19 protein-coding genes are annotated in these 24,069 nt (G+C 59.2%); 12 read left to right on the top strand and 7 right to left on the bottom strand.

Annotated features, from left to right (window positions below; genetic code table 11):
• Positions 1 to 16 precede the first annotated feature (16 nt).
• The 3 genes from HK22_RS11345 to HK22_RS11355 all read left to right on the top strand — a co-directional run bounded on the left by HK22_RS11345 (position 17) and on the right by HK22_RS11355 (position 6,137).
• Positions 17 to 820 (top strand): SDR family oxidoreductase, encoded by an 804-nt coding sequence (locus HK22_RS11345; protein ID WP_086649312.1) that lies wholly within the window; start codon positions 17 to 19, stop codon positions 818 to 820.
• An 80-nt stretch (positions 821 to 900) separates the two neighbouring features.
• On the top strand, positions 901 to 4,206 hold the full coding sequence (locus HK22_RS11350; RefSeq protein ID WP_086649313.1) for an efflux RND transporter permease subunit: 3,306 nt from the start codon (positions 901 to 903) through the stop codon (positions 4,204 to 4,206).
• A gap of 5 nt (positions 4,207 to 4,211) precedes the next feature.
• The gene (locus HK22_RS11355; protein WP_086649314.1) at positions 4,212 to 6,137 is read left to right on the top strand and encodes a S9 family peptidase; all 1,926 of its coding nucleotides are present in this window, start codon (positions 4,212 to 4,214) and stop codon (positions 6,135 to 6,137) included.
• 33 nt (positions 6,138 to 6,170) lie between these two features.
• Here HK22_RS11355 and flgA read toward each other — a convergent pair whose 3' ends face one another.
• From flgA to HK22_RS11385, 6 genes are all read right to left on the bottom strand, one after another.
• Complete coding sequence (gene flgA, locus HK22_RS11360) at positions 6,171 to 7,163, bottom strand: flagellar basal body P-ring formation chaperone FlgA (RefSeq protein WP_086649315.1); 993 nt, start codon at positions 7,161 to 7,163, stop codon at positions 6,171 to 6,173.
• Between the two features lie 3 nt (positions 7,164 to 7,166).
• A complete protein-coding gene (gene flgG / locus HK22_RS11365; RefSeq protein WP_062027937.1) occupies positions 7,167 to 7,958 on the bottom strand; it encodes a flagellar basal-body rod protein FlgG in 792 nt (263 codons plus the stop codon).
• A gap of 33 nt (positions 7,959 to 7,991) precedes the next feature.
• Complete coding sequence (gene flgF, locus HK22_RS11370; RefSeq protein WP_062027939.1) at positions 7,992 to 8,732, bottom strand: flagellar basal-body rod protein FlgF; 741 nt, start codon at positions 8,730 to 8,732, stop codon at positions 7,992 to 7,994.
• A gap of 82 nt (positions 8,733 to 8,814) precedes the next feature.
• Positions 8,815 to 9,978, bottom strand: coding sequence for a GNAT family N-acetyltransferase (locus HK22_RS11375; protein ID WP_086649360.1), 1,164 nt, complete (start codon positions 9,976 to 9,978; stop codon positions 8,815 to 8,817).
• A gap of 33 nt (positions 9,979 to 10,011) precedes the next feature.
• Positions 10,012 to 10,479, bottom strand: coding sequence for a RidA family protein (locus tag HK22_RS11380; RefSeq protein WP_062027944.1), 468 nt, complete (start codon positions 10,477 to 10,479; stop codon positions 10,012 to 10,014).
• A 98-nt stretch (positions 10,480 to 10,577) separates the two neighbouring features.
• Positions 10,578 to 12,356 (bottom strand): chloride channel protein, encoded by a 1,779-nt coding sequence (locus HK22_RS11385; RefSeq protein WP_077803975.1) that lies wholly within the window; start codon positions 12,354 to 12,356, stop codon positions 10,578 to 10,580.
• A 179-nt stretch (positions 12,357 to 12,535) separates the two neighbouring features.
• Here HK22_RS11385 and HK22_RS11390 point away from each other — a divergent pair, with 179 nt between their 5' ends.
• The 3 genes from HK22_RS11390 to HK22_RS11400 all read left to right on the top strand — a co-directional run bounded on the left by HK22_RS11390 (position 12,536) and on the right by HK22_RS11400 (position 16,827).
• Positions 12,536 to 13,303: an alpha/beta fold hydrolase gene (locus HK22_RS11390; protein WP_086649316.1), complete on the top strand. Its 768-nt coding sequence runs from the start codon at positions 12,536 to 12,538 to the stop codon at positions 13,301 to 13,303.
• A gap of 222 nt (positions 13,304 to 13,525) precedes the next feature.
• Positions 13,526 to 14,254, top strand: a complete 729-nt coding sequence (locus HK22_RS11395; RefSeq protein WP_062107726.1) for a hypothetical protein — start codon at positions 13,526 to 13,528, stop codon at positions 14,252 to 14,254.
• 209 nt (positions 14,255 to 14,463) lie between these two features.
• Positions 14,464 to 16,827: a bifunctional diguanylate cyclase/phosphodiesterase gene (locus HK22_RS11400; RefSeq protein WP_086649317.1), complete on the top strand. Its 2,364-nt coding sequence runs from the start codon at positions 14,464 to 14,466 to the stop codon at positions 16,825 to 16,827.
• A gap of 6 nt (positions 16,828 to 16,833) precedes the next feature.
• Here HK22_RS11400 and HK22_RS11405 read toward each other — a convergent pair whose 3' ends face one another.
• On the bottom strand, positions 16,834 to 17,481 hold the full coding sequence (locus HK22_RS11405) for a DNA-3-methyladenine glycosylase (RefSeq protein ID WP_086649318.1): 648 nt from the start codon (positions 17,479 to 17,481) through the stop codon (positions 16,834 to 16,836).
• Positions 17,482 to 17,718: 237 nt separating this feature from the next.
• Here HK22_RS11405 and HK22_RS11410 point away from each other — a divergent pair, with 237 nt between their 5' ends.
• The 6 genes from HK22_RS11410 to HK22_RS11435 all read left to right on the top strand — a co-directional run bounded on the left by HK22_RS11410 (position 17,719) and on the right by HK22_RS11435 (position 24,053).
• Positions 17,719 to 18,837: an energy transducer TonB gene (locus HK22_RS11410; protein ID WP_086649319.1), complete on the top strand. Its 1,119-nt coding sequence runs from the start codon at positions 17,719 to 17,721 to the stop codon at positions 18,835 to 18,837.
• 89 nt (positions 18,838 to 18,926) lie between these two features.
• A complete protein-coding gene (locus HK22_RS11415) occupies positions 18,927 to 19,874 on the top strand; it encodes a hypothetical protein (protein ID WP_062027862.1) in 948 nt (315 codons plus the stop codon).
• Positions 19,875 to 19,965: 91 nt separating this feature from the next.
• Positions 19,966 to 20,847, top strand: coding sequence for a hypothetical protein (locus HK22_RS11420; RefSeq protein WP_086649320.1), 882 nt, complete (start codon positions 19,966 to 19,968; stop codon positions 20,845 to 20,847).
• A gap of 151 nt (positions 20,848 to 20,998) precedes the next feature.
• Positions 20,999 to 21,931, top strand: coding sequence for a ribose-phosphate pyrophosphokinase (locus HK22_RS11425; RefSeq protein WP_062027866.1), 933 nt, complete (start codon positions 20,999 to 21,001; stop codon positions 21,929 to 21,931).
• Between the two features lie 48 nt (positions 21,932 to 21,979).
• Positions 21,980 to 22,573 carry a histidine phosphatase family protein gene (locus HK22_RS11430; RefSeq protein WP_086649321.1) on the top strand — a complete coding sequence of 198 codons (594 nt, stop codon included), beginning with the start codon at positions 21,980 to 21,982 and terminating at the stop codon, positions 22,571 to 22,573.
• 25 nt (positions 22,574 to 22,598) lie between these two features.
• Complete coding sequence (locus HK22_RS11435; protein WP_086649322.1) at positions 22,599 to 24,053, top strand: DUF563 domain-containing protein; 1,455 nt, start codon at positions 22,599 to 22,601, stop codon at positions 24,051 to 24,053.
• Positions 24,054 to 24,069 lie beyond the last annotated feature (16 nt).

The following is a 24,069-nucleotide window of genomic DNA, read 5'->3' on the forward strand; positions in this document are numbered from 1 at the left end:
TGTTAGACTCCGCCCCATGAATATCCTGATTACAGGGGCCGCATCCGGGATCGGACGCGGTCTTGCCCTGAAACTGGCCCGTCCGGGCGTTTCCCTGCATCTGTGCGATCACGCTGAAGACGGCCTGATGGAAACGGCCCGGCGCTGCGACGGACAGGGGGCCAGAGCGGTCCCGGCCGTGCTGGACACGCGTGACCGTCAGGGTATGGTAGAGTGGATCGCCGCCGCGTCGGAAGACCGGCTCGACATGGCGTTTCTCTGTGCAGGCATCACGGGCGGCCTGCCTCATACGGCCAGCGACGGTCTGCTTCTGGAGCGTGAAGAGCGCGTCCGCGACATGCTGGACATCAACCTGACTGGAACGCTCAACACGTTCTTTCCGGTCGTCAAGGCCATGCGTGGGCAGGAGCGGAATGGCGAAGACCTGCGCGGGCGGATCTGCGTGATGGCGTCCGTCGCGGGGTTCGTGTGCTACCCCGGCACGCCATCCTATTCCGCTTCCAAGGCCGCTCTCGACCGCTTCATCGTGGCCAATGCAGCCCGGCTGGGCGGTTTCGGCATCAGCCTGACCAGCGTGTGCTGCGGATTTGTCGATACGTCCATGGTGAAGGGAAACCGCTTTGCCATGCCGGGTCTGGTGTCCACGGAAGAAGCCGTGCGCCGGATCCTGCGCGGAACGCTGCGCCAGACGCGCCGGGTGACCTTTCCGGCATGGCTGGTCATGGGATCCCGCCTGATGGATCTTCTCCCGCCCCGCCTGGCAGAACGCTATTACGTCACCCAGCCCTCCGCCCAACCGGCAGGCATGCCGGACTTCTGACGGCCCGCACACTGAAGAACTGACATTTTGTGTCCTATCAGTAATGACCTGAAACGCGGTTTTGTGGATAAACTGACCGCATGAATTTCTGCCGCCTGTTCATAGACCGCCCGGTCGCGACGACACTGATGTCCATTGCCATCTTCATGGCGGGACTGATCTGCTATCCGCTCCTGCCCGTCGCCACGATGCCGGACATGACCACGACATCCATCATGGTCGTGGCGACCCAGCCGGGCGCTGACCCGCAGCAGATGGCAACCTCCGTCACAACGCCTCTGGAGCGCAGGCTCGGGTCGATCGCGGATCTGGAAAGCATCGAATCCGACACCAGTGCCGGACAGGCCCAGATTTTTCTGGAGTTCTCATCGTCGCGGAACATCGACGGCGCCCTGCGTGACACGCAGGCGGCCCTGCGCGCCGCGCGCGCCGACCTGCCGACGGGGACCATGGATGCCGATCCGCAGGCCTTCAAAATGGATGGCGGCGGCTTCCCGGTCTATCTGATGAGCCTGACCGGGGACCAGAAAACACAGCCCGAGCTCTACGATATCGCCAATATCCGCATCAAGCCGCTGCTCGCCGAGGTGAAGGGCGTGGGGCGTGTGGAAGTCGTGGGATCGACGAATCCCGCCGTGCGCGTCGAACTCAATCCCAATCCGCTTTATAAATGGGGCATTGGCTTGGAGGACATCCGTACGGCTCTCGCCTCGGCCAATGCCTTCACACCCAAGGGTTTCATCGACAGCCACGGCCAGCGGATGATGCTGTCCACCAACGATCAGGCCATCAACGCGGCCCAGTACCGGGACCTGATCGTCGGCTACCGCAACGACTTCTATCCCGTCCGTCTGAGCGACATCGCCACCGTCACCGACAGCGTTCAGGACGTCTACCAGACCAGCTACATCAACGGACATCGCGCCGTCACGCTGGTCGTCACAGCCCAGCCGCACGCCAATACCGTGGCTATTGTGGACGGCATCAACGCCAACCTGACGCATCTGCGCGATGCCCTGCCTGCGGACGTCAATCTGGTCGTGGGCCTCGACACGTCCCGGTCCATCCGCGCGTCTCTGGCGGATGCGCGGCTGACGCTGATCCTGTCTGTCGTGCTGGTCGTGCTCGTGATCCTGCTGTTCTTCCGCAGGATGATCACGACACTGATCCCTGCCGTAACGGTCCCCATCGCGCTCTCCGGCACACTGGCGGCGATGGCAGCATTCAACTTCACGCTCGATGTCCTGTCGCTCATGTCCCTGACCATTGCGGTCGGTTTCGTGGTCGATGACGCCATCGTCGTGCTTGAGAACATCGCGCGGCACATGGAGGAAGGAAAGGACCGTTACACGGCCAGTCTGGTCGGCTCTTCGGAGATCGGCTTTACGGTCCTGTCGATCAGCGCCTCTCTGGTCGCGGTTTTCATCCCGCTGCTGTTCCTGCCGGGCGGAGCGGGTTCGATCATGTTCGAGTTCTGCATGACGATGATTTCCGCCATCGTCATCTCCATGTGGCTGTCCCTGACGCTGACGCCGATGATGTGCGCACGGATGCTGGAAATCGACCATGGCGATCAGCCCCGCAAAGGTGTGGTCGGCTCCATCGCTTTCGTGACGGAAGCCTCTCTGGACTGGACGCTGAAGCAGTATGGCCGCTCCATGCACTGGTGCCTGCGCCATCCCGTCCTGATGGGCCTGACCCTGCCGCTGAGCTTCGTGGTGCTGATCGGCTCCGTCATGCTGATGCCCAAGGAATTCATCCCGTCCCAGGACATGTCGCTGCTGGCAGGACGCATCAAGGGCGACCCCACGATGTCCTTTCAGGAGATCGACCGGCGCCTGAGAGAAATCGGCGCCATCGCCCAGACGGACCCCGATGTCACGTCCACCACCATTTTCAGCGACGACAAAAACAGCGGCGAGCTTTACATCCATCTGAAAGAAAAAGACGAGCGCGCTTCCGCGGAGACCATTCTGGACCGCATCCGCAAACGCCTGCCCACCGAGCCCGGAGCGGACGTGTCGTTCTGGAGCGTTGGGGGAAGCAGTCAGGGCGGCAGCAGTTCCAAGAATACCGGCAGCTATCGCTACGTCCTGCGCGGAGACAACGTCTCGGATCTGTTCGGCTACGTTCCGATCCTGCTGAACGCCCTGCGCGCTTCGGGCAAGCTGGTCAACATCTCCTCCACGACCGAGGGGCAGTCCGCAGCCGCCTACATCACCGTCCAGCGCGATACGGAAGCACGCTATGGCGTTACCCCGCAGTTGATCCAGAACGTCCTGTACGATTCCTACGGTCAGGCCATCGTTTCCACGATCCACCTCCCCACGACCGAACACCGCGTAGTCATGGTGCTGGCGCCGAAATACCGGATGGACCCAGAGACGCTCCGGCAGGTCTGGATTTCCACCTCCGCAGGCACGGCAGCCGGTGGCGTGGCCTCCAACCTGATCCGCGCCCACAGCGACGCCAGCACCTCCGCCAGCAGTTTCACGTCTCTCGCGACAGCCTCCATCCAGAACTCGCTGGCCAACCAGCTTTCCGGCAATACCTCCAGCGGTTCCGCCGTCTCCTCCGCGATCGAGACCATGATCCCGCTGATGAACGTCGCGTCCATCCTGTGGAAACCGCAGCCCTTGGATATCACCCATCGCGGCAATTACTATTCCGCCAACATCTCGTTCGATCTGGCAACGGGCGTGAGCTACAACGATGCGGTCGCCCTCATCAAACAGACCATGCAGAGCACGCACGCTCCCGATGGCGTGCTGGGCGACTTCACCGGAACGGCCGGCGACACGCGCAAGCTCATGATCAATGGCGCACTGGCGTTTCTCGCCGCCATTGCCGTGATGTATATCGTGCTGGGCATTCTTTATGAGAGCCTGATCCATCCCATCACGATCCTTTCCACCCTGCCCTCCGCCGGGATCGGCGCGGTTCTGGGGCTGTGGATCGCGGGAGAGTCTTTCAGCATCATCGCCATGATCGGCATCATCCTGCTGACGGGCATCGTCAAGAAAAACGCCATTCTCGTCATCGACTTCGCCATCCATGCCGAGCGTGTCGAGAAGCTTTCCCCGAAGGATGCCATCTTCAAGGCCTCCATCACCCGTTTCCGCCCCATCCTGATGACATCCCTCGCCGCCGCACTCGGCGCGGTCCCGCTCATCATCAGCAATGGCTATGGTGCGGAAATGCGCCGTCCACTGGGTGTCTCCATCCTCGGCGGCATGGTTGTGAGCCAGCTTCTGACGCTTTACACCACGCCGATCGTCTATCTGTGGATGGACGCCATCGGTACGAGAACGAAGCGTCTGTGCCACTGGCTGCTCGGCCTGCTGCGCCGCCACAACACCTCCGCCCCTTCTGCCAGACGGACCTGAAAACCATGATCCTTCCCCGTCGCATCGCCCTGCTGGCCGCGCTGTTCCCCCTGACGGCTCTGGCCGCCCCCGTGCAGCTCTACACCCATCTTGCCATCTCCCCGGACGGAACACGGCTGCTCTCGCTCGAACACCCTGCCGGACAGCCGGGTCAGGACGTGCCGTCACAGCCGGTCCTGTATGCCGTTCCGTCCGGAGCCCGCAGTTCCCTGCCTTTGTGTCATGGCTGCGTGGCCAACTCCTTTGCATGGCGGCAGGACGGACAGGCGATGGCCTATGTGCTGAAAAATCCGTCGGCAAAAGCCCTGTCGATCTGGCAGGCGGACCGCGACGGCCATCACGCCGTACAGATTCTGAGCTTCACGGGCACGCTTCAGTCCCTGTCCTATGGACCGCAGGGACAGCTTGGCGTTCTGGCGATCGAGAACGCCCATCGTCAGCCCGGCGCGCTGGAAGCCGGAGCGCCGCCGTCCGGCGAAATCAATACGCAGGTGGACGAACAGCGGATCGGCGTCATCGAAAACGGACGCCTGAACTGGCAGTCCCCGGCGGATCTGTATGTTTACGAATATGACTGGCGACCGGATGGGCGGGGTTTCGTCGCCACGGCCGCTCCCGGTAACGGGGACGATCACTGGTGGATTGCAAAACTCCATGCCTTCGCAAACGGCACGGACAGCGTCCTCTACACCCCGCCCCAGCAACAGCAGCTCAATCTGCCCCGCGTTTCCCCGGACGGAAAACAGGTCTCCTTCATCGGCGGCCTGATGAGCGATTATGGAGCAATCGGCGGAGACGCCTTTACTCTGGATCTGACGAAGCCCGGCGCCCGCCCCGTCAACCTGACACCAGACCTCAAAGCCACCGTGACCGATCTGTCCTGGGCGTGCGGTCCGGGTCTGATCGCCGCAGGCATCAAAGGCGACCGGAGTGCGATCTGGTCCTTGCAGGGCGGCGTGCGATCGCTCTGGGAAGATCCCACCATGATTTCGGATGGCCGGTCCGAACCCAGCCTGTCCTGTGCGGGACAGCATACCGCCATCGTCCGGCAGAGCTTTGAAAAGGCGCCTGAAATCGCCACAGGCCCCATTACGCTCTGGAAGCCCGTCAACCGCGACAACGCCGCACAGCTGCCCCATCTCAAAGCCCGCAGCCTGACATGGAAAAGCGATGGCTATTCCGTTCAGGGCTGGCTGCTGGAGCCTCTCAAACGCAAGCTTGGCATAGAGCAGAACGGGAAGGTTCCGATGATCGTCTCTGTGCATGGCGGACCGTCCAGCGCGTCCGGCCCTCGCTATCTGCACGACCACGGATACATGGCGATGGCGCTTGTGGATGCGGGCTATGACGTCTTCATGCCCAATCCGCGCGGCAGCTTCGGACAGGGCGAAACCTTCACTTCGGCAAACCGCAGGGACTTCGGACATGGCGATCTGCGCGATGTGCTGCGCGGGATTAATGCGGTCGAGAAGATCGCTCCTGTCGACGACCATCGTCTGGGCCTGACCGGATTTTCCTATGGCGGCTACATGACGATGTGGACTGTCACCCAGACGGATCGCTTCCGGGCAGCCGTCGCCGGAGCAGGAATTTCAAACTGGCTTTCCTATTACGGGGAAAACAACATCGACAGCTGGATGCTGCCTTTCTTCGGAAAATCCGTCTACGACGACCCCGACATCTACGCCCATTCCTCTCCCATCCTCTATATCCGGCAGGCCCATACCCCGACTTTCATTTTCGTCGGCTCTGCGGATGAAGAATGCCCGATGCCCCAGAGCCAGGAGTTCTTCCATGCGCTCCAGACCCTGCATGTGCCCAGTTCGCTCGTCATCTATCCGGGACAGGGCCACGGTATGCGCAACCCGCAGGCCTGGGAGGATGCCGTACAGCGGACCATCCACTGGTTCGACACCTATCTGACGAAATGAAAAACCGACCTGACGGGTGGCGGACGCTGCCCGTCAGAGAGACGGGAGAGCCGTCGTCTGCTGATGGAGTCTGTTGTCGGCGGAAAGCGGCATGATGCCAGGAATGACTTCCACTTCCGTCCGGTCCACGACACGCCCTGTCAGGACCATGTGACTGCTGGCATTGTAAACATGCACGGTATCGCCCTTCCCGCCTGTTTCCAGAACGGTTCCGGACACCGTCAGATGAAGGCTCTGGCCGGAAAACGTCGCCACGACGGGCGACCCACGATGCACAAGCTGGGGATGGGCAAGTTCCGAAACGCTCAGAACCTGACCGGCCGCAAGCACACCCCGCGCCTCCAGACCAACCGCATCCTCAGGGTTCTGTAACGCATCATCCGGAATCAGACCGACCCGGACAAACGTCATGCTGACATCATCCGGCAGAATGGGCTGCCCCAGATGCATGGCGTGGCGCAGGGTCACCGCACGCACTTCCATGGTCGCCGTTCCGCTCACATTGAAAGCCGTTCCCTGCCCGCCCTTGGCGGAAGGAACCTCAAGCCGTGCCGTAAAGTGCTCGCTGCCATGCGGCGGGCGGTCAATATGCAGGATGGCAGGCGCGCCCTGATCCGCAACCGGAACCGGTACGGGCTTGAAGCCAATCAGCGCCACTTCCACCCGCGCATCGGACGGCAGTTCCAGCCCCTCGCGAATGACAGGCAGCACATCGTCCGCCGTAATCATGCGCGCCGTATGTGTTACAGTCGTGGACACCAGAGGCGAGGCATCCGGCCAGTCCACGCCGAACTGGGCGGCAATGGCCGTCAACTGCGGACCACCCACCACGTAACTCGCCCCAAGCGCGGGAGCATCGCCGATATCGGTGTCCTGTCCTTTGCCCAGATCGGCAAACAAATCGGACAGACGCACGCGCGGATGATCGACATTGACGGTCGTTCGCAGCGTCGCCGCTGACACAAAGGAAAACGCACCGCACCCCGCCAGCAGCAGAATGCCACCCGTCACCAGGCCGCGGCTCATGTTTTAAGCGCCGCCCAGATTGGTGACGGTTTTCAGCATGTCATCGGACGCGGTGATGACCTTGCTGTTCATCTCATAAGCGCGCTGTGCCGTGATGAGATCGGTGATTTCGGTCACGACATTGACGTTCGAGTTTTCGACATAGCCCTGCATGATGCTGCCGTAACCGACAGCCTCGGGATTGCCCATCATGGCGTCGCCTGAGGCCGTCGTCTGCGTGAACAGGTTTTGGCCCATCGCGGCCAGACCATTTTCGTTGGTGAAGATGCCAAGCTGCAGCTGGCCGACGAGCGTCGTGTTGTTCTGGCCGGCGATCTGCACACTGACCTGACCGGACTGGTCGATCGAAATGCTTTGCGCATTGTTGGGAATCGTAATTGTCGGGCTGATGAGATAGCCATCCGCAGTTACGAGCGAACCGTTGTTGTCCATCGAAAACGTGCCGTCGCGGGTATAGGCAAGCTGCCCCGAGGGAAGCTGGACCTGAAAATAACCGCGCCCCTGAACCGCCAGATCAAGGGAGTTGCTGGTCTGCTCAAGGCTGCCCTGATCGTTGATGCGATAGATCGCCGCCGTCTTCACACCAAGGCCGACCTGTGCGCCGGCCGGAATGGTTGTGCCGGTATCGGACGAACTTGCGCCCACGCGACGGAGGTTCTGATAGATCAGATCCTGGAACTCGGCGCGGGAGCGTTTATACCCCGTGGTGCTCATGTTCGCGATATTGTTGGAAATGGTTTCGACGTTGGTCTGCTGGGCCTGCATGCCCGTTCCGGCGATGTCGAGTGCGCGCATGGAAAGTTATCCTTGTCCCGTCCGGGGAAATAATCAGGCCGAGACCTGAACAATCTTGTCGATGGCGTTTTTCTGGCGCGTGGCTTCAGCATCCACGAACTGCGCCATGAACTGGAAATTCCGCTGAATTTCCATCATCTTCGTCACTTCGGTCATCATCTGGACGTTGCTGCCTTCCACCATGCCCTGCACGATGTTGGGCCGCTCCACAGCGGTTGTGGGCTGATCCGTCCTCAGAAGCCTGCTGCCTTCGGCCTGAAGCCTGTTGTCGTCCTGTGCCGTCACGATGCCGATCTGACCCTGTTCGCCGGTTTCGGTCGAGATCACGCCATCGGCGGAAATGGTGATGCGGTGGTCGGTCTGGGGGAGGACAATCGGCTGCCCGTCGCGGTCCAGCAGGGCATTGCCGCTTTCATCAACGACAGCGCCGTCCTGCTGTTCCTCGAAACGTCCTGCCCGCGTCAGGCGCACACCATTGGCAGTGCGGATCTGAAAATATCCTTCACCTCCGAGCGCGAGGTCCAGCGGGTTGCCGGTGGACTGCATGTCGCCCTGCTGAAAGTCCCGGTATGTCGCACGGTCCTGCGTGTAGGATTCCGTATCCGCACCCTCGGCCTGTTTGGAGCCGTGCTGATGGGACAGGAAGTCACTGAAAAGGACATTTTCGCGTTTGTAGCCCACGGTCGATGCATTCGACATGTTGTCCGCAACCACGGACATGGCGCGCTGCTGGGCATCCATGCGCGAAAGCGCGATATAGGTACTGTTCTCCATGGGCGTTACAGGCTCCGGTCAATCCCGATTTCGGAGCACAGCGTAGCGGCACAAAGCTTTCCCAATCGTTAAACGAACACCTTCAACCCGACTCGCCGTGACGATATGGTGAAAGAGTCAGCAGTTCCGCCGCCTCTGCCTGCAGGGCTGTCCGTTCCTCTTCCACGAAGGCTGCGACAGCCTGTCGCAGACCGGGATCGAGTATGGCATGGGCCGAGTGGGTGAAACTCGGGAGATAGCCACGCTGGATCTTGTGTTCGCCCTGCGCCCCGGCTTCAACACGGGAGAGGCCGTGTTCGATAGCAAAGGCGATCGCACGGTAATAGCACAGCTCGAAATGCAGGAAGGGCCAGTCGCCCTCACAGCCCCAGTTCCGCCCGAACAGCGCGTCGGTCCCCATGAGATTCAGGGCGCCTGCAACGGCTTTTCCATCATGATGGGCCATCATCAGGACCACGCGGTCTCCGAGGCGCTCGGACAGCATGGGAAAGAAGCGCTCCGTCAGATAAGCGCTGCCCCATTTGCGGTCGATCGTGGACTGGTAGAAGCGGTAGAACGCTTTCCAGTCTTCCGGCGTGATGTCGTCTCCGCGGAGCGTGCTGAAGGTCAGACCACAGGACTGGGCAGCGCTGCGTTCCTTGCGGATGGACTTGCGTTTGCGGGAGGACAGCGCGGCCAGGAAGTCGTCGAACGTCGTGTAGCCGTTATTCTGCCAGTGATACTGAAGGCCTGTGCGTGGCAGATAGCCAGCCCCGATGAAGGCATCGAGCGAAGCCGCGTCGCAGAAATTGGCGTGCAGGGAGGACAGGCCGAGTTGCGCCGTCGCCTGAATCAGCGCGGCGGCAAGGGCCTGCGCCACGGCCTGCGGATCCGGCAGATCCGGACGCAGCAGAAGCCTCGGGCCGGGCACCGGAGAGAACGGAACGGCGCAGACGAATTTGGGATAATAGCGGCCCCCCGCGGCTTCATAGGCGCGAGCCCAGTTCTGGTCGAAGACGTACTCGCCCCAGGAATGGGATTTTCCATAAAGCGGGGCGAGGGCCGCGATGGAGCCGTCCGGCGCGCGCAAGGCGGCATGACGGACCAGCCAGCCGGAGCGGTCCGCAACGGAACCGCTGTCTTCAAGGGCGGACAGGAAACCGAAGGAGACGAACGGATTGTCCGCTCCCGCACAGGCGTCCCAGGCTTCGGCCCCGATCTCGTGGATCGAGGCATGAAGGCTCAGGCTCCAGTCGGGGGACGGCATGGTCTCCGCTTCTCCCATTCGGTTTCTCCCGTATCAGGCGATTTCGAACAGCGCCTCGACCTCGACCGGCGCATTCACGGGCAGGCTCGGCACGCCGATCGTGGAGCGTGCATGGCGTCCGGCGTCACCGAACACGTCCACAGCCAGATCGGACGCGCCGTTCATGACGGTGGCGTGGTCGGTGAATTCCGGCGTGCAGGCAATGAAGCCGCCCAGACGGACAACGCGCGTGATACGGGAAAGATCGCCGTCGAGCGCGGCCTTGGCCTGCGCCAGAACATTGATGAGGCAGGCGCGGGCACAGGCCACACCGGCATGGGCCGAAACTTCGTCACCCAGCTTGCCGGTGATAAGCAGCTTGCCGTCCACCAGCGGGAGCTGGCCGGACACGACGAGCAGGTTTCCCGTCCGTACGGTCGTGACGTAGTTCGCAACCGGAGCGGCTGCGACCGGCAGCGTGATGTCGAGGGCGGCGAGGCGGGATTCGGGGGTCGCGGTCATGGGAAAATCTCCGGTTGGGGCGCCCGGAACGGGCATCTGACAGGGCCATATGTTGAAGCGGGAACGGCCCGATGCCAAGGGGGCAAGCCGGAGGCGGGTCAGGTTGGCAGGCTGTCGTCACCCGCAAGGCTTCTGCGGCTGCGTTCGAGTTCTTCGGCATAGCGGCGCAGGGCGTGCTGTTCGGTCAGGGTTCCGATCACCTGCCGGGACTGGGGGTCCTCGACGACGACAAGCGCATCGGCCTCTGCTTTTTCGAACAGTTCGATCGCCTCGCGGATGTTCATAAGCGGTGTGAGCATGGCGTTACGGAACAGGGCCAGCGTTCTGATGGATGTCTGGTCGGCAGGGGCGGCGTGCAGTTCCGCCAGATGAACAATACCGTCATAGTGTCCCGCCTCATCAAGCAGCACGATCCGCTGGGCCGAGCCGAGCGGAAAGAGGGTTTGTGCCCGGTTCACGGACGTCTCCGCCGGAAGGGTCCGGACCTGTCCGCGCATCATGCGGCGTACATTGAGTGAGCGCATCCAGCCGATATCGACAGCGGAACGGATGGATTCGCCCCGCAGATGGAAGCGCCATGTCGCGAAGCTGTAGCCGAACAGGCGACGCACGGTCAGGAGAGACAGGACCGCAGCCACCAGCGTGGCACCGCTCATCGACACGCTGCCGGTCAGCTCCAGCATCAGGCACACCATTGTCATGGGGCTGCCGATGACGGCCACGGCCATCGCGCTCATGCCGATCAGCGCGCAGGCCGTGACGGAATCCGGCGCAATGCCCAGCGGCGCCAGAAGTGTGCCGTAGATCGTCCCTGCCAGAGACCCGAGATACAGCGACGCGAAAAACAGCCCTCCGCGAAATCCGGACCCAATGCACAGGCACGACGCCAGCGCCTTCAGGAGCAACAGAACGACGGCCATTCGCGCAGTGACATTGCCTGCGAAGACGGCGCGCATCGCATCGTGCCCCGCTGACAGAACGGACGGATGAAGCGTTGCCAGCCCTCCCACAATCAGACCGCCAACCGCAGGCCGCAGCCAGACCGGTCCGGGCATCCGGCGGAACAGCCCCTCCGTCTGGGTGACGCAAAACATCAGCCCGATGGCCGTCAGCGCCGTGAGAACACTGATAAGGACTGCCCCGGCCGTCCCTTCCCAGGACAGCGCTCCAGGAGAGGGAATAACAATGCCGGGCGGAACGCTGCCCAAAAAGCGTGTTACGCCCACGCCCGCCAGCGCGGCGACGGCCACGGGAGACAGGCTGCCCAGCGAGTAAGAGCCGATCACCAGTTCAAACGCATAGAACGCGCCAGCCACGGGGGCATCGAACGCTGCCCCGATCGCAGCCCCGGCCCCGGCCCCCACCAGAACGCGCAGATCCTCACGACGCACCCGGAATGACCGGCCGATCCGGGAGCCGAAAGCTGCCGCGATCTGGGTAAACCCGGCTTCAAGCCCGATGGAGCCCCCCACACCGTTGGACAGAACCGTCTGGCAGACAATGACCAGACTGTCCCGCACCGACATGCGCCCGCCATGCAGCGCATTCGCCTCGATGGGGTCCACCGGGCTGCGCGGCATGATTTTTGCGATCAGCACCCCGAACAGGCCGATTGTCAGTCCACCACCACCCAGCACAACCACTGTGCGGAGAGGCGGCAGAGCGTTCAAACCGGACAGATGACCGCCGGACACGCCCGAAACGCCAAAAAGCAGTCTGTGCATCCAGAATGTGAGATGGGTCATGACGACCACACACAACCCTGACAGAATGCCGACAAACCCCGCCAGCACGCTCAGCCAGATCTCGTTGCCACGCACCAGCGTGCGCAGATTTGATGGCGCATGGGGAAACAGCCGCGCCTGAAAGCGGTTCATCCCCTGTCGCAGCATACGGACGCGGCCCGGAAAACGGCTTGCAGAACCGTCAGGGGACGCAGGCGGACGGGGTGGCGAAGGGGCGGGACTGGTGGACAAGCGGGCTCCCGGGCGGCAGGTGTGATCCTGTTTGACGGCAAGCGGGCTGCCGATCAACAGCTGTCATGGAAGGATCACTGATGAAACTGAATGTCATCGAACGCGGCGAAGGCCCGGAGACAGTCGTTTTCCTGCACGGGCTGTTCGGGCGGGCCCGGAATCTCGGCGTCCTCCAGCGCGGCGCCGCTGCGACCTTCCGGACGCTGGCGCTGGATCTGCGCAACCACGGACACAGTCCGCACGGCCCCGCCAGCTACGCTCTCATGGCGCAGGACGTGCTGGAAACGCTGGACGATCTGGGAATCGGTCGTTTTGCGGTCGTCGGACATTCCATGGGCGGCAAGGTGGCCATGATGCTCGCCTTGGCCGCCCCCGAGCGCGTCACGAAACTGCTGGTGGCGGATATTGCGCCCGCACGAACGGGACATGGCCACCGCGAGATGATCTCGAAGCTGGACACCCTCACATTCCCCGCTTCGCTCGAACGCCGCGAAGGGCTGGACCTTCTGGAACCTATCACGGGCAGCAGACCCGTCGCCGAACTCCTGCTGCAGAATATACGGCTGGGCGATTCGCCGGGCTGGAGCATCGGTTTCGACGACCTTTCCCGCGACATTCATGAGATCGAAAGCTGGCCCGACCTTCAGATTGCGCCTTACGAAGGGCCTGTCCTTTTTCTGCGTGGGGGTGCGTCGCCCTATGTCCGGCCCGAACATCACGATCCGATCCGGGTGCTCTTTCCGCAGGCGCTGATCCACTCCCTGCCTGATGCCGGACACTGGCTTCATGTGGAACAGCCCCGCGCGTTTCTTAAGGAAATGATGGAATTCCTTCAGGCCCCGGCCTGAAGGAAGACGTTACGATATCAAACCAGATGAAAAGGCGGCAGTTTTGCGCGAATCATATCATTACGATTAAGCAACATAATGAGAATCTAATATATTAATATTTTGATAATTTAATAAAACTCAATTAAAATTAAAGTAAAAAAGTTACTTTTCTGAAAATTTAACGACTACAACATCACTGCCGGAACGGCGCATGTAATAAACTTCTTCAGGATTACGCTGATGTACGCTCTACTGTTCTCCGAGCCTTTGGTAAATCGTGCCGAAATGCGTGTCTTTACACGAGAGAAAATCTATTCTTCCGCGCTGGCCCGGGGCGCAGCTCATGGCGATAAAGAGACTATTAAAGCCATGATGATCGGCTGGTGGCCTTTTATTCAGGCTTTCGAGCGCGCTATTGACGTACGCGTCGGCCATCTTCCCATCAAACCGCTCGTCCAGCGTTTCGGACAGGCCCGGATCAAGACCTTCTTTTCAGAAGCGCGTGAAGCCGTGCGGGAAATGAAGGAAGAAGAGGGCTCACACGCCATTCTCTGGGCTGACGGCGCAAAAGAATTCGGCCTCGATCTGTATGGAACCCACTACGACACGCTTCCCACGGTCCAGAAGCTGATCGCCAATGCAGACAGCGAAGATCCCGTGGTCTTCTTCTCCTGGCTCGCAGCCGTCGAATACATTGCCGAAGAACTGGCTGCCTATCTCTGCCATGCTCCGAAGTTCACCAGTCTGTTCGCGAAGAAGCACTGGACCTGGGGTCTGGCGCATGACGAGCACGAACATGACGGCCCGTCCCATCTGGAAATCGATGAGGATCTGGCCCGCGGATATTATCCGTCCAACGATCCGGAGATCACTCGTGCAGCTCTGACGGCCAATATGCGCGAATGCATTGAAATGTTTGAAAAAGCCAGCCACGAGATTTACGCCACGACGCCGGAAATGGCGCACTAACGAAACCTTAACCATTTAACAGCTATCTCCGTGCCCGGGGCGCCATACCCGAGGCGCGGAGATGTTGTCTGCAACAGATTCGCTGTCTGCAAAGAAAAACTTCATAAATTCCTGTCATCGTGGCACCCTCCTCCGCTATTGGGAAGGTTCATGATGTCTTTGCCTGTCTCACCGGCTTTTGTTGTCGCCTCCTGGTCATGCGCGACATAATGACAGCCGTCCTGACCCTGCTCAAACAGATGCGGCTTGCCCGACTTTTCCCCTTCCGGGCCGAAATCCCGGCAGGAGCAGAGGAAGAAATCCGCCTTTCGCGCTGCCGGGTCCTGCGCGGTCTGAACTTCTTCCATTTTGTTCCCCAGATCAGCGGCGGCCCGATCGCATGCCTTTGTCTGATGCGGAATTATCCGACATACGGCGTGATGCTGTGTGGAGCAGTCCTGCTGTTGCTGGTACTCTACAACATCTGCTTTTACATGATCCCCACCGAAAAACTGGTCGGCAGCAGGCAGTCCTGGATTCTGAAGGGTATTAATTTCGCCTTCGCCGTGTGCTGGGCAACCCTTCCACCGGTCGTGTTCCCATATGGCGATGCGAATGACCGGGTTCTGGTCGCAGGCCTTATGGTCGGTCTGACCGCAACAACCATCTCGCTCCTGCCCCTGACCGGGATTGGAGAAGTCACTGCGTCCATGCTCATCCTGTCGTGTTGCAGCGCTCTTTTTGAAGCATGGGCCATTGATCACGGAATTTTCTATTTTTACGTCGCCATCGAAATGGCGGTCTATCTGTTCTTCGTCCTATCCCTCACAATGGCGGTCCGGACCCTGTTCACGGCATTTCTGGTCAACCGGTATTCTCTCCAACAGCGCAACAGTATCGTCCAACTCCTGCTCCGGAATGCCGATGACGACACCGGCGACTGGCTGTGGGAAACCTGCGCGTCCGGAAGGCTACGCAATGTCTCAGCCAGCCTTGCCTCCGCTTTTGGTAATAGCCGCGAGTGGCTCGAAACCCGCATTTTCTTCGACATCCTGTCCGATCTGGCAGGTCCAGCCGCTTTTGACGGCGACGAACGGACGGGGCTCGGGCGGCTGCGACAGTGCCTCGACAACCGGATCTTCTTCCGGGACATCGTGGTCTCCGGAACCCTGCAGGGTCAACAGCGCTTCTGGTCGCTGAGCGGACGCCCGGTTTTTCAGGACCGCACCTTCGTCGGCTATCGCGGCGTCGGGACGGACGTGACCCAGACGCACTGGGCGCAGGAAAGTGCCTCTTTCAGAGCGCGGCATGACCTGCTGACCGGCCTGCCCAACCGCGGCGCCTTCCTCGACGACATGGAAACCTACCTCATCGAGGCCGCACGCACCGGAGAGGCCTTTGCCCTGCTCAACCTCGATCTGGACGGCTTCAAACAGATCAACGACCGGCACGGCCATTCCGCCGGCGACGAGATGCTCCGGAAAGTCACGGTCGTCCTGAGCCGCACCCTGAGCGAACGTCACAGACTCTACCGTTTTGGCGGCGACGAATTCATGCTGCTCGAACGCCAGACAACACCGGCTCAGGCTTCCGCCACTGCGTCGGGTCTGATCAATGCGCTGACGAACGTGCCCATCCGGGTTGGCGAAGGCGTACGCTGTGCTGTTGGTCTCAGCGTGGGAATCGTGCTGTCGATTGGCGGATCGGAACGCGTAGGCAGCCTGCTGGAAGCCAGCGATCTGGCACTTTACGAAGCCAAGAGCCTCGGAGGACACACGCATCGCTTCTACAATCCGGAACTGCGGACTGTCGCCAAGCGGAACCGGGATTTGATCCGCGCGCTGCCCGAGGCACTGGACAAAGGAGAGCTGGGCATTGTCTACCAGCCTTTCTTCAACACCCAGAGCCAGAAGCTCTGCGGATTCGAAGCGCTGATCCGCTGGTCCCATCCCGAATATGGCCGCGTTCCCCCCGAGCGGATCATCCAGCTTGCCGAAGAGGCCGGCCTGATCCAGAAGCTCGGCGTCTATGTCATGGAACGGGCCTGCCTCTTTGCCCGCGAATGGGAAGAGGGGCTTGTCCTGTCGATCAATGTCTCGGTCGGGCAGCTTGAGGCCCCAACCTTCCTCAAGGATACGTTCCGGGTTCTTGAAAAAACCGGCTTCCCGGCCCGCTGTCTCCAGATCGAGATGACCGAAAACATCTTCATGGAGCCGGATGCCGCAACCTTCACGCTGCTGAGCCGCCTTCAGAGCGCCGGGATTTCCATTGCGCTCGACGATTTCGGCAAGGGCTTCTCATCGCTCGGATATCTGCGCTTCTTCCCGTTCTCGAAAATCAAGCTGGACGGTCTGTTCGTCAGAGACATGCTGCGTGAGTCCCGGGCAGCCTCCATCGTGCGTGCGGTGGTAGACCTGTCGATCGACCTGGGTGTGGCTGTGACCGCGGAAGGCGTGGAAAGTCAGGAACAGCTTTCCTACCTGCGGCGCCTGGGCTGCACGGAAGTTCAGGGTTATCTGCTGTCACGTCCTCTTTCGCCCGAAGACACCCGTCAGTTCATGGCGACGGCCCCGGCTGTCATGGAAGCGTCCTGATCCGATTCAAGCCGTCAGGGGGTTGGGAGCCGTTTTCTTTCCTTCTTCCGCCATACGCCAGCAGTACCAGGCCAGTGTTGAACGATAGGGAGAGAAACGCGCCGTTTCCTCTTTTAGCGCCTTTGGCTTTGGGGGCAGTTCCAGTCCGCGCAGACGACGCCAGCCTTCCCGGACACCGAAATCATCAACAGGCATCACGTCCGGACGGTTCAGCGTGAACATCAGCAGCATCTCGACGGTCCAGCGCCCGATCCCACGCAGGGTCACGAGGCGCACGATCAGCTCTTCATCCGTCATGGTCCGGGCATCGGCACGGCTGGGAACGGTTCCATCCAAACGGGCCTGTGCCACACCCCGCATGGCCAGAAGCTTGTTTCCCGAAAGACCGCAGGCACGCAGGCTTTCCTCGGACAGCTCCAGAAGCCTGCCGGGAGACGGCGGTGCCCCGTCTACCGTACCCTGTTCCCCGAGCAGACAGAGGCGCCCGAAAATCTTTCGCGCCGCGGCTCCGTGAAGCTGCTGTCCGGCAATGGCGCGCAGAAGGGCATCATAGGGTTCCTGCCCGTCGTCACCACGCAGGGTGCAGGGGCCGATGCGCGCAATGGCCGCCGCCAGACCGGGATCGGAGCCAAGAAGTGTGGCATAATCAGCCATCGGACATGCGCCTTTCCGGAAGTTAAGGTTCGGGTGACTCTTTGTGTCTTTCGTGGGTCTCGCATTACTGCCATGATATGCCAAGACAGACGCCCACCCTCAGCCCCGGATAACCAGCCTGCCGGATGACAACCCCGACCGCCCTGGTGCAAAAGGTCTGGCGATGATGCGACGCCACCTTCTCCTTGCCGACCGGCTGTTTTCTGCCAGGTCCTTTCCCGACGGACGGTCCCGCCCATGAGCGGAACAGCCACTGTCACGTCCGGAAAGCCCCAGAAGCGCGAGCCGCAGCTCTTCGCCCCCTCGGCGCGGACTGCTCCCACGCGCCCGCAGCACGCCCCCGCCGGGACGCGCGAACGTCTAAGGGATTACGTCCCGCCAACGATCCCGGTACGTCCGGTGCTGACGCCGATGATGCGTCCGCAGACCATTGTCGAGAACGGGCCGACAGTTCCGTTCATTTTTTCGGCCGGGCTCCACGTAGCCGTTCTGGCTTTCCTGCTGATGCAGCATCACGGCATGCACGGCTCGCCTGCGGGGCAGGAGCAGCCGCAGGTGGAAATGGTTTTCGATACACCGCCCTCCAAAAGCAGCATGCGTGGCCCGCGGGCCCATGAGGAAGGCGGCGCACCCCCTCCCCCCTCGGCCCAGAGCCCGCAGGAAACACAGGAAGACCAGCAGCCGCCGCAGAAGGAGCAGTCCACTCCGACACCGGCCGTCCCGACACCTGAAACGCCGTCCGCGCCTGACGTGCCCGAAGAGCCTTCGGCAGAGCTGCCCAAGACCGCCCCCACACCTGCGCCGATTACACCGGGAGCAGCGCCAAGCCGCCGCAGCCAGCAGACGTCGCCGCACGCTCATCACGCACAACGGTCGGTCCACTCCGACCGGAACAATCCGTTCGCACACCCGATGGATCTGTCTTTTGGCGAGCAGCCCTCTCCCTATCGCCGTCACCGTGGTCGGGCCTCAGGGTCCGGCGGCCCGATCGACATGTCTCTGGGTCCGCTCAGTATGAACGGTGCCATCAATGCCCCCTACCAGACCCGCACGAGCGTCAAGGGCGTCAGCGAGGATTACGGCGGGGAAATCGACCGCTGGATCCGGGCACATATGTATTATCCGGAAGAGGCTGCCCGTGCGGGCGAGGATGGTCCGTCCTCAGTGCATGTGGTGCTGGACCGGTCGGGCCATGTAAAATCCGTCCGGCTGATGAGCCAGTCCGGCTCCTATTCGCTGGATGCGGCAACGACCGGCATGTTCCAGGGGGCGCATCTGCCGCCGGTCCCGCCGGACATGAAGGGTGACCATTTCGATATTGACGTGACGATCAACTACATCCTGATCCGCCGGTAAGGACGCGGCCCCATGCGGGGGGCGGCTTCGACATCGGAGCCGCAATCCCATACAGTCCGTCAGGTCACCGTCCTGTTGCCGGAGCCCCGATGCGCCGTTTTCGTTCTGCCCTGCTGTCTCTCTGTCTTCCGCTGGCCCTCCCGCTGGCACTGGGAGGCTGCTTCAGTCTTTCCCGGCCCTTCGCCGACCCTGGACAGCAGGCCCGATACCTTACGGCAGCCAATCTTCCTCCCGCACGTCTCGCGGTCCCTACTCCGCCGAACGCACTGCTGTCCGACGATGCTGCCACACTCTGGGCCCATGACGTGGCGCAGGCCATGGTCAACCAGTCCGTTCCCGCCATCGCACAGCCCCGCAAAAAGGGAGACTGGTGGCTGAAGCTGAATGCGACGACCCACGGGAATACGGTCGTCCCTCACTACGTCATCATGACTCCGGAAGGGAAAATCCGTGCGGAAACGGACGGTCCTGCCGTGGATATGGCGGGATGGAGCGCGGGCGACAGGCTGACGCTTCAGGACGCCGCCATGCAGGAGGCGCCCCAGCTTGCGAACCTGCTCACAGGTATTCAGGCGAACATGATGCAGCAGGACCCGCACAGCCTCATGAACCGCCCCGCGAAGATCTGTTTCAAGGGCGTCACCGGCGCCCCCGGAGACGGAAATGTGGCCCTCGCCCGTGCCTTCTATTCGTCATTTCCGGACAAAACCAACACGGTGACGACCACGGAAAAAGGCGCGGACTTTATTGTACGCGGAACGGTTGCCCTCAAGACGGGCACCGCGGGCAACACCGGTCATCCGGTCGATCATATCGAGATCGTCTGGCATGTTCTGACACCGGACGGAAAGGAGGCGGGCGCCGCCACCCAGTTGCACGACATTGCCCCCCATTCCTTGGACGGTGCATGGGGCGATACGGCGGACATGGCTGCCGAAGAAGCTGCACAGGGCGTCCGGACCATCGTCACCAACTATTCCGGTCGCGAGCATGCCCCTTTGCCGGAGACAAAAAGCAGTCCGAAAAAAGCGGCCTGATACAGAAGTTCCATTCCGTTAATGTAACTCTGAGTATCTTTATGTAATACGATTTGTTACAAATCTCCGGCCTTTTCATCCGGAGTGTCCGATGCGTTTTTCATATCGTTTGCTGCTGTCCTGCCTGAGTCTCTGTGCGGGACTTGCTCCTCTTGCATCCGCCTTTGCGGACCCGGCCCCCGTCATCGCCGTAAACCGTGAGATCGGTCTTTCGATGACAGGCACGTTCCGCAACAGCGTCAGCGGTGCCAGTTCCAGCGTAACGGAGAATGGCGGTTCCGGATTTATCACACAATCCGCAAGTGCCTCGCGCTACCGCACCATCGGCTGGACCCCCGGCTTTCAGGCCGATGCATCGGTCATGTTCAATGCCTTCGGGATCGAAAACCTTTACGGCGCCCTGCATTTCTCGCTTGAAGACGGCCAGAGGAACTACAAGTCTCATTATCGCAGCTACTCCAGCAATTCTGCGCCCTTCGGATTTTCAGCGGGCGGAAACGACAGCTCCAATGGCACGGACAATCGGGGAGAGATCGGCAAGGGCTTTCTTCTGCTCTCCGATACCTTTCTGCTGACGCCTTTCATTCAGGGCGGATATGTCACGAGCGGTGGTGACGGAGATTTCGGCTACGGGTCCGGACGTTACTTCGCCGGTGCTGGCCTGAAGGCCGATTACGCCCTCACATCCCGCCTCGTCCTGCGTGGACGGTTCGGATGGGCGGAAGTCCTCAATTCCGGCATTTCCTACAACAACCAGCCACGTCCCTTGTGGGAAGGTGGCCTTGGCATGGATTACCGCATGACGCGGCGTCTCCATCTGACGGCGGGAGGAGACTATTCCTATATTTCCTACGGCCATGACCGGAACGTCGAATCCAGCACTGAATTTGGAACAGCCTATTCCTATTCGGGCGTCTCAAGTGCCCTGAGCAACGGTCTGAAGCTGCATGCGGGTCTGGCCTGGCAGTTCTGATCCCGACCGACAGACCGCGTCCGGTCGGCACGGCATGCAGTGACCGGCCAACTGGTGCGCGGAAAGAATGAAACAGGACGGATGACAGGGGGGCGCTGCGCTGTTAGAAGGCCAGCAACTTCCCTGTCGGACACCGGACGAGGCCGTTTTCATGAAGATCGTAGCCTGCAACAGTAACCTGCCGCTGGCCCGCGCGGTCGCCCATGAACTCCGGATGCCTCTGTGCAAGACCGTGGTGAAGCGCTTTGCCGATGGCGAAGTCTTCGTCGAGATTCAGGAAAATGTCCGCGGTGAGGACGTCTTCGTCGTGCAGAGCACCTGCATGCCGACAAACGACCACCTTATGGAACTGCTGGTCATGCTGGATGCGCTGCGCCGTGGATCGGCCAAGCGCGTCACGGCCGTCATGCCGTATTTCGGTTATGCCCGGCAGGATCGTAAATCCGGCCCCCGTACACCCATCAGTGCCAAGCTGGTCGCGAACCTTCTGACGGAAGCCGGTGCGAACCGCATCCTGACGATGGATCTGCATGCCATGCAGATCCAGGGCTTTTTCGACATCCCGACCGACAACCTCTATGCCGCGCCACTGTTCGTGCGCGACCTCAAGACGCGCCTGCCGGACCGGGAACTCATCATTGTCTCGCCGGATGTTGGCGGCGTGGTCCGTGCGCGCCAGCTCGCTCAGCGTCTGAACGTGGATCTCGCCATCATCGACAAGCGGCGTGAACGCGCCGGCGTGTCGGAAGTCATGAACGTCATCGGTGACGTCGCCGGTCGCTATTGCGTCCTGGTGGACGATATCGTCGACAGTGGCGGATCGCTGTGCAACGCCGCCAACGCACTCATGGCCCGTGGGGCGGAAGGTGTGGAAGCTTACGTCACTCACGGGGTTCTGACTGGCAATGCCTGCCAGCGCGTGAAAGACAGTCCGTTGAACATGCTGACGCTGACGGACAGCATTCCGGCGACCGAGGCCCTTCTCGAAACCCCGAATATCCGCCAGATCACGACAGCCAATCTCCTCGCCCGGGCCATGAGCGCCGTGGCCGATGAAAGCTCGGTTTCCTCACTGTTCGACTGAGCATCCACCGGCCTGCGTCACGGTCCCCCTTCGTGAACGGACTTGCTCATGACCCAGATTATTCCCAAGCCCTACTGGTACCTGCGCCATGGTGAGACCGATTGGAATACACGGGGACTGGCTCAGGGCAGGACTGACATACCCCTCAATGAGACGGGCATCGAACAGGCCGTGCGCGCCGGAAGAACTTTGGCCACGCTTTTCCAGAACAACGAACGCCCTTTTGACCGCATCGTCTCGTCGCCTCTCAGCCGCGCCATTGTTACAGCAACTCACGTCCGCAATGAAATCGGCAGGCGGGCGGGCGTCAGTCTGCCGTTACAGGTTGAAGAAGGTCTCTCCGAAGTCTGCTTTGGCATCCATGAAGGAACGTCGATGGGCGACTGGTATCATGACTGGATCGCGGCGGGTACACCGCTTGAAAACGGCGAGAGCTTCGCCAGCCTGACCCAGCGCGCTATTGCAACCATCAACCACAGCCTGACATTCGAAGGCACACCTCTGTTCGTTGCTCACGGTGCCTTGTTCCGTGGACTACGCGCCGGTATGAATCTGACTGTAAACGAACGTCTGGCAAATGCCGTACCTCTGCGAATTACGCCAGACAATAAAAATTGGATATTGCAGACTTTAGAACGTTAAAATTGATAGATTTTCAGGGACTAAAATGATTACAAAAATTATTCCAAATGAAATCTCAAATAGAGTTTTTTCATATACATCAGAGATTTATCATTACAATAATGCTCTCCTCATTCCCCAAAGCCCAATTGGAATAGATAAAAAAAGTGGTCTTTATGATACTCATGGGAATCTTATAAATCAGGCTGCAATATTTTCTGGAGAATCCAATAATCTACATATTCATGTACAGGAATATAAAACCAATATAAATTTTCATGATGAACATCCAGAATTTGATAGTCTGTTTTGGGGGGGGTATTTTTCAGACCACTACGGACATTTTCTAATAGAAACTCTTCCACGCCTTATTCGATATTCTTTCATTAAAAATGAGAAAAGCGTAAAAATTGTATTTCTAAGCAAAAAATCAAAAGAGCATTTAGCGTCAATTAGCTGGATTAGATTTTTCTTTGAAAAACTTGGAATAGAATTAGAGGATATTTTTATTCCTTTATTCCCAATAAAAATAAAATCGGTGCTTTTTTGTTCTGATTATATCTCTGAACAAAACTATATCAACAAAGACTGTAAAAAATTATTTAGTGTTTTCAGAAAAAAAGATGAAAACAAAGAAAAAACACAAAAACCTTTTGCTTATATAAGCAGAAAAAATCTTAAGTCTGGAACTCACAAAATACTTAACGAATATTTGATAGAAGAAAAACTTTCTTCTCTAGGTATAATTATATTTTACCCTGAAGAAATGTCTATAGATGAACAAATAAATATAATTAACAATTATAAAATATCTGGGTTTTTAGGGTCATTTTTTCATAATTGTTTATTTTCTTTTGGAAAATGTGAATTTTTATGTCTTTCATATGGTGAGAAATTAAACTTAAATTATTCTTTGCTGGATTATGCAAGTGAGAGCTCTGGTGATTACTACGTTCCCGAGCTTGAGGTGGTGGGTAGTAGCGATAAATTTTATGAAAATAGTCTAATCAAAAACATTGATGAGACGTGCGAATTTATTATGGAATGGTTTTTGGGGGGCGTTGAGAAAAGCCCTTCATATTTTTTACAACACAAGATTCATTCTTACACAAATCAAAAAGTCATTGTGCGGTACCAATTTTTTGATTTTTGGGGAAGGATAGCGAAACTGTCCCCCCACTCAGGCAAGATTATCTTTTCAGAATCAGGAACAGAAAACGATCAGTTGGTAGACGTCGTAATAAATCAATGCTCCTCTGGAAATTTTTTTATTAGTGCAAATTCTGATTATTTTCCTCCGATAAAAGTAGGAAAACAAAGCAAATTAGAAAAATTTATTCCTGTTTCTCTTAAACAAAAAGAAAAATATTTTTATATAAATATTTCAGAAGATATATATCTGACAGCCATTCCGAAAGATGGATATTCAGTCTCTGAAGTAAGGCATTCTCAACCTGATGAATGGGAGCAATTTTCTATAAAAGAATTAATCAGGCAGTGAGATAATTTTCACTGCC

It is taken from the genome of Gluconobacter sp. DsW_056, from assembly GCF_002153595.1.
GTDB lineage: Bacteria > Pseudomonadota > Alphaproteobacteria > Acetobacterales > Acetobacteraceae > Gluconobacter > Gluconobacter albidus.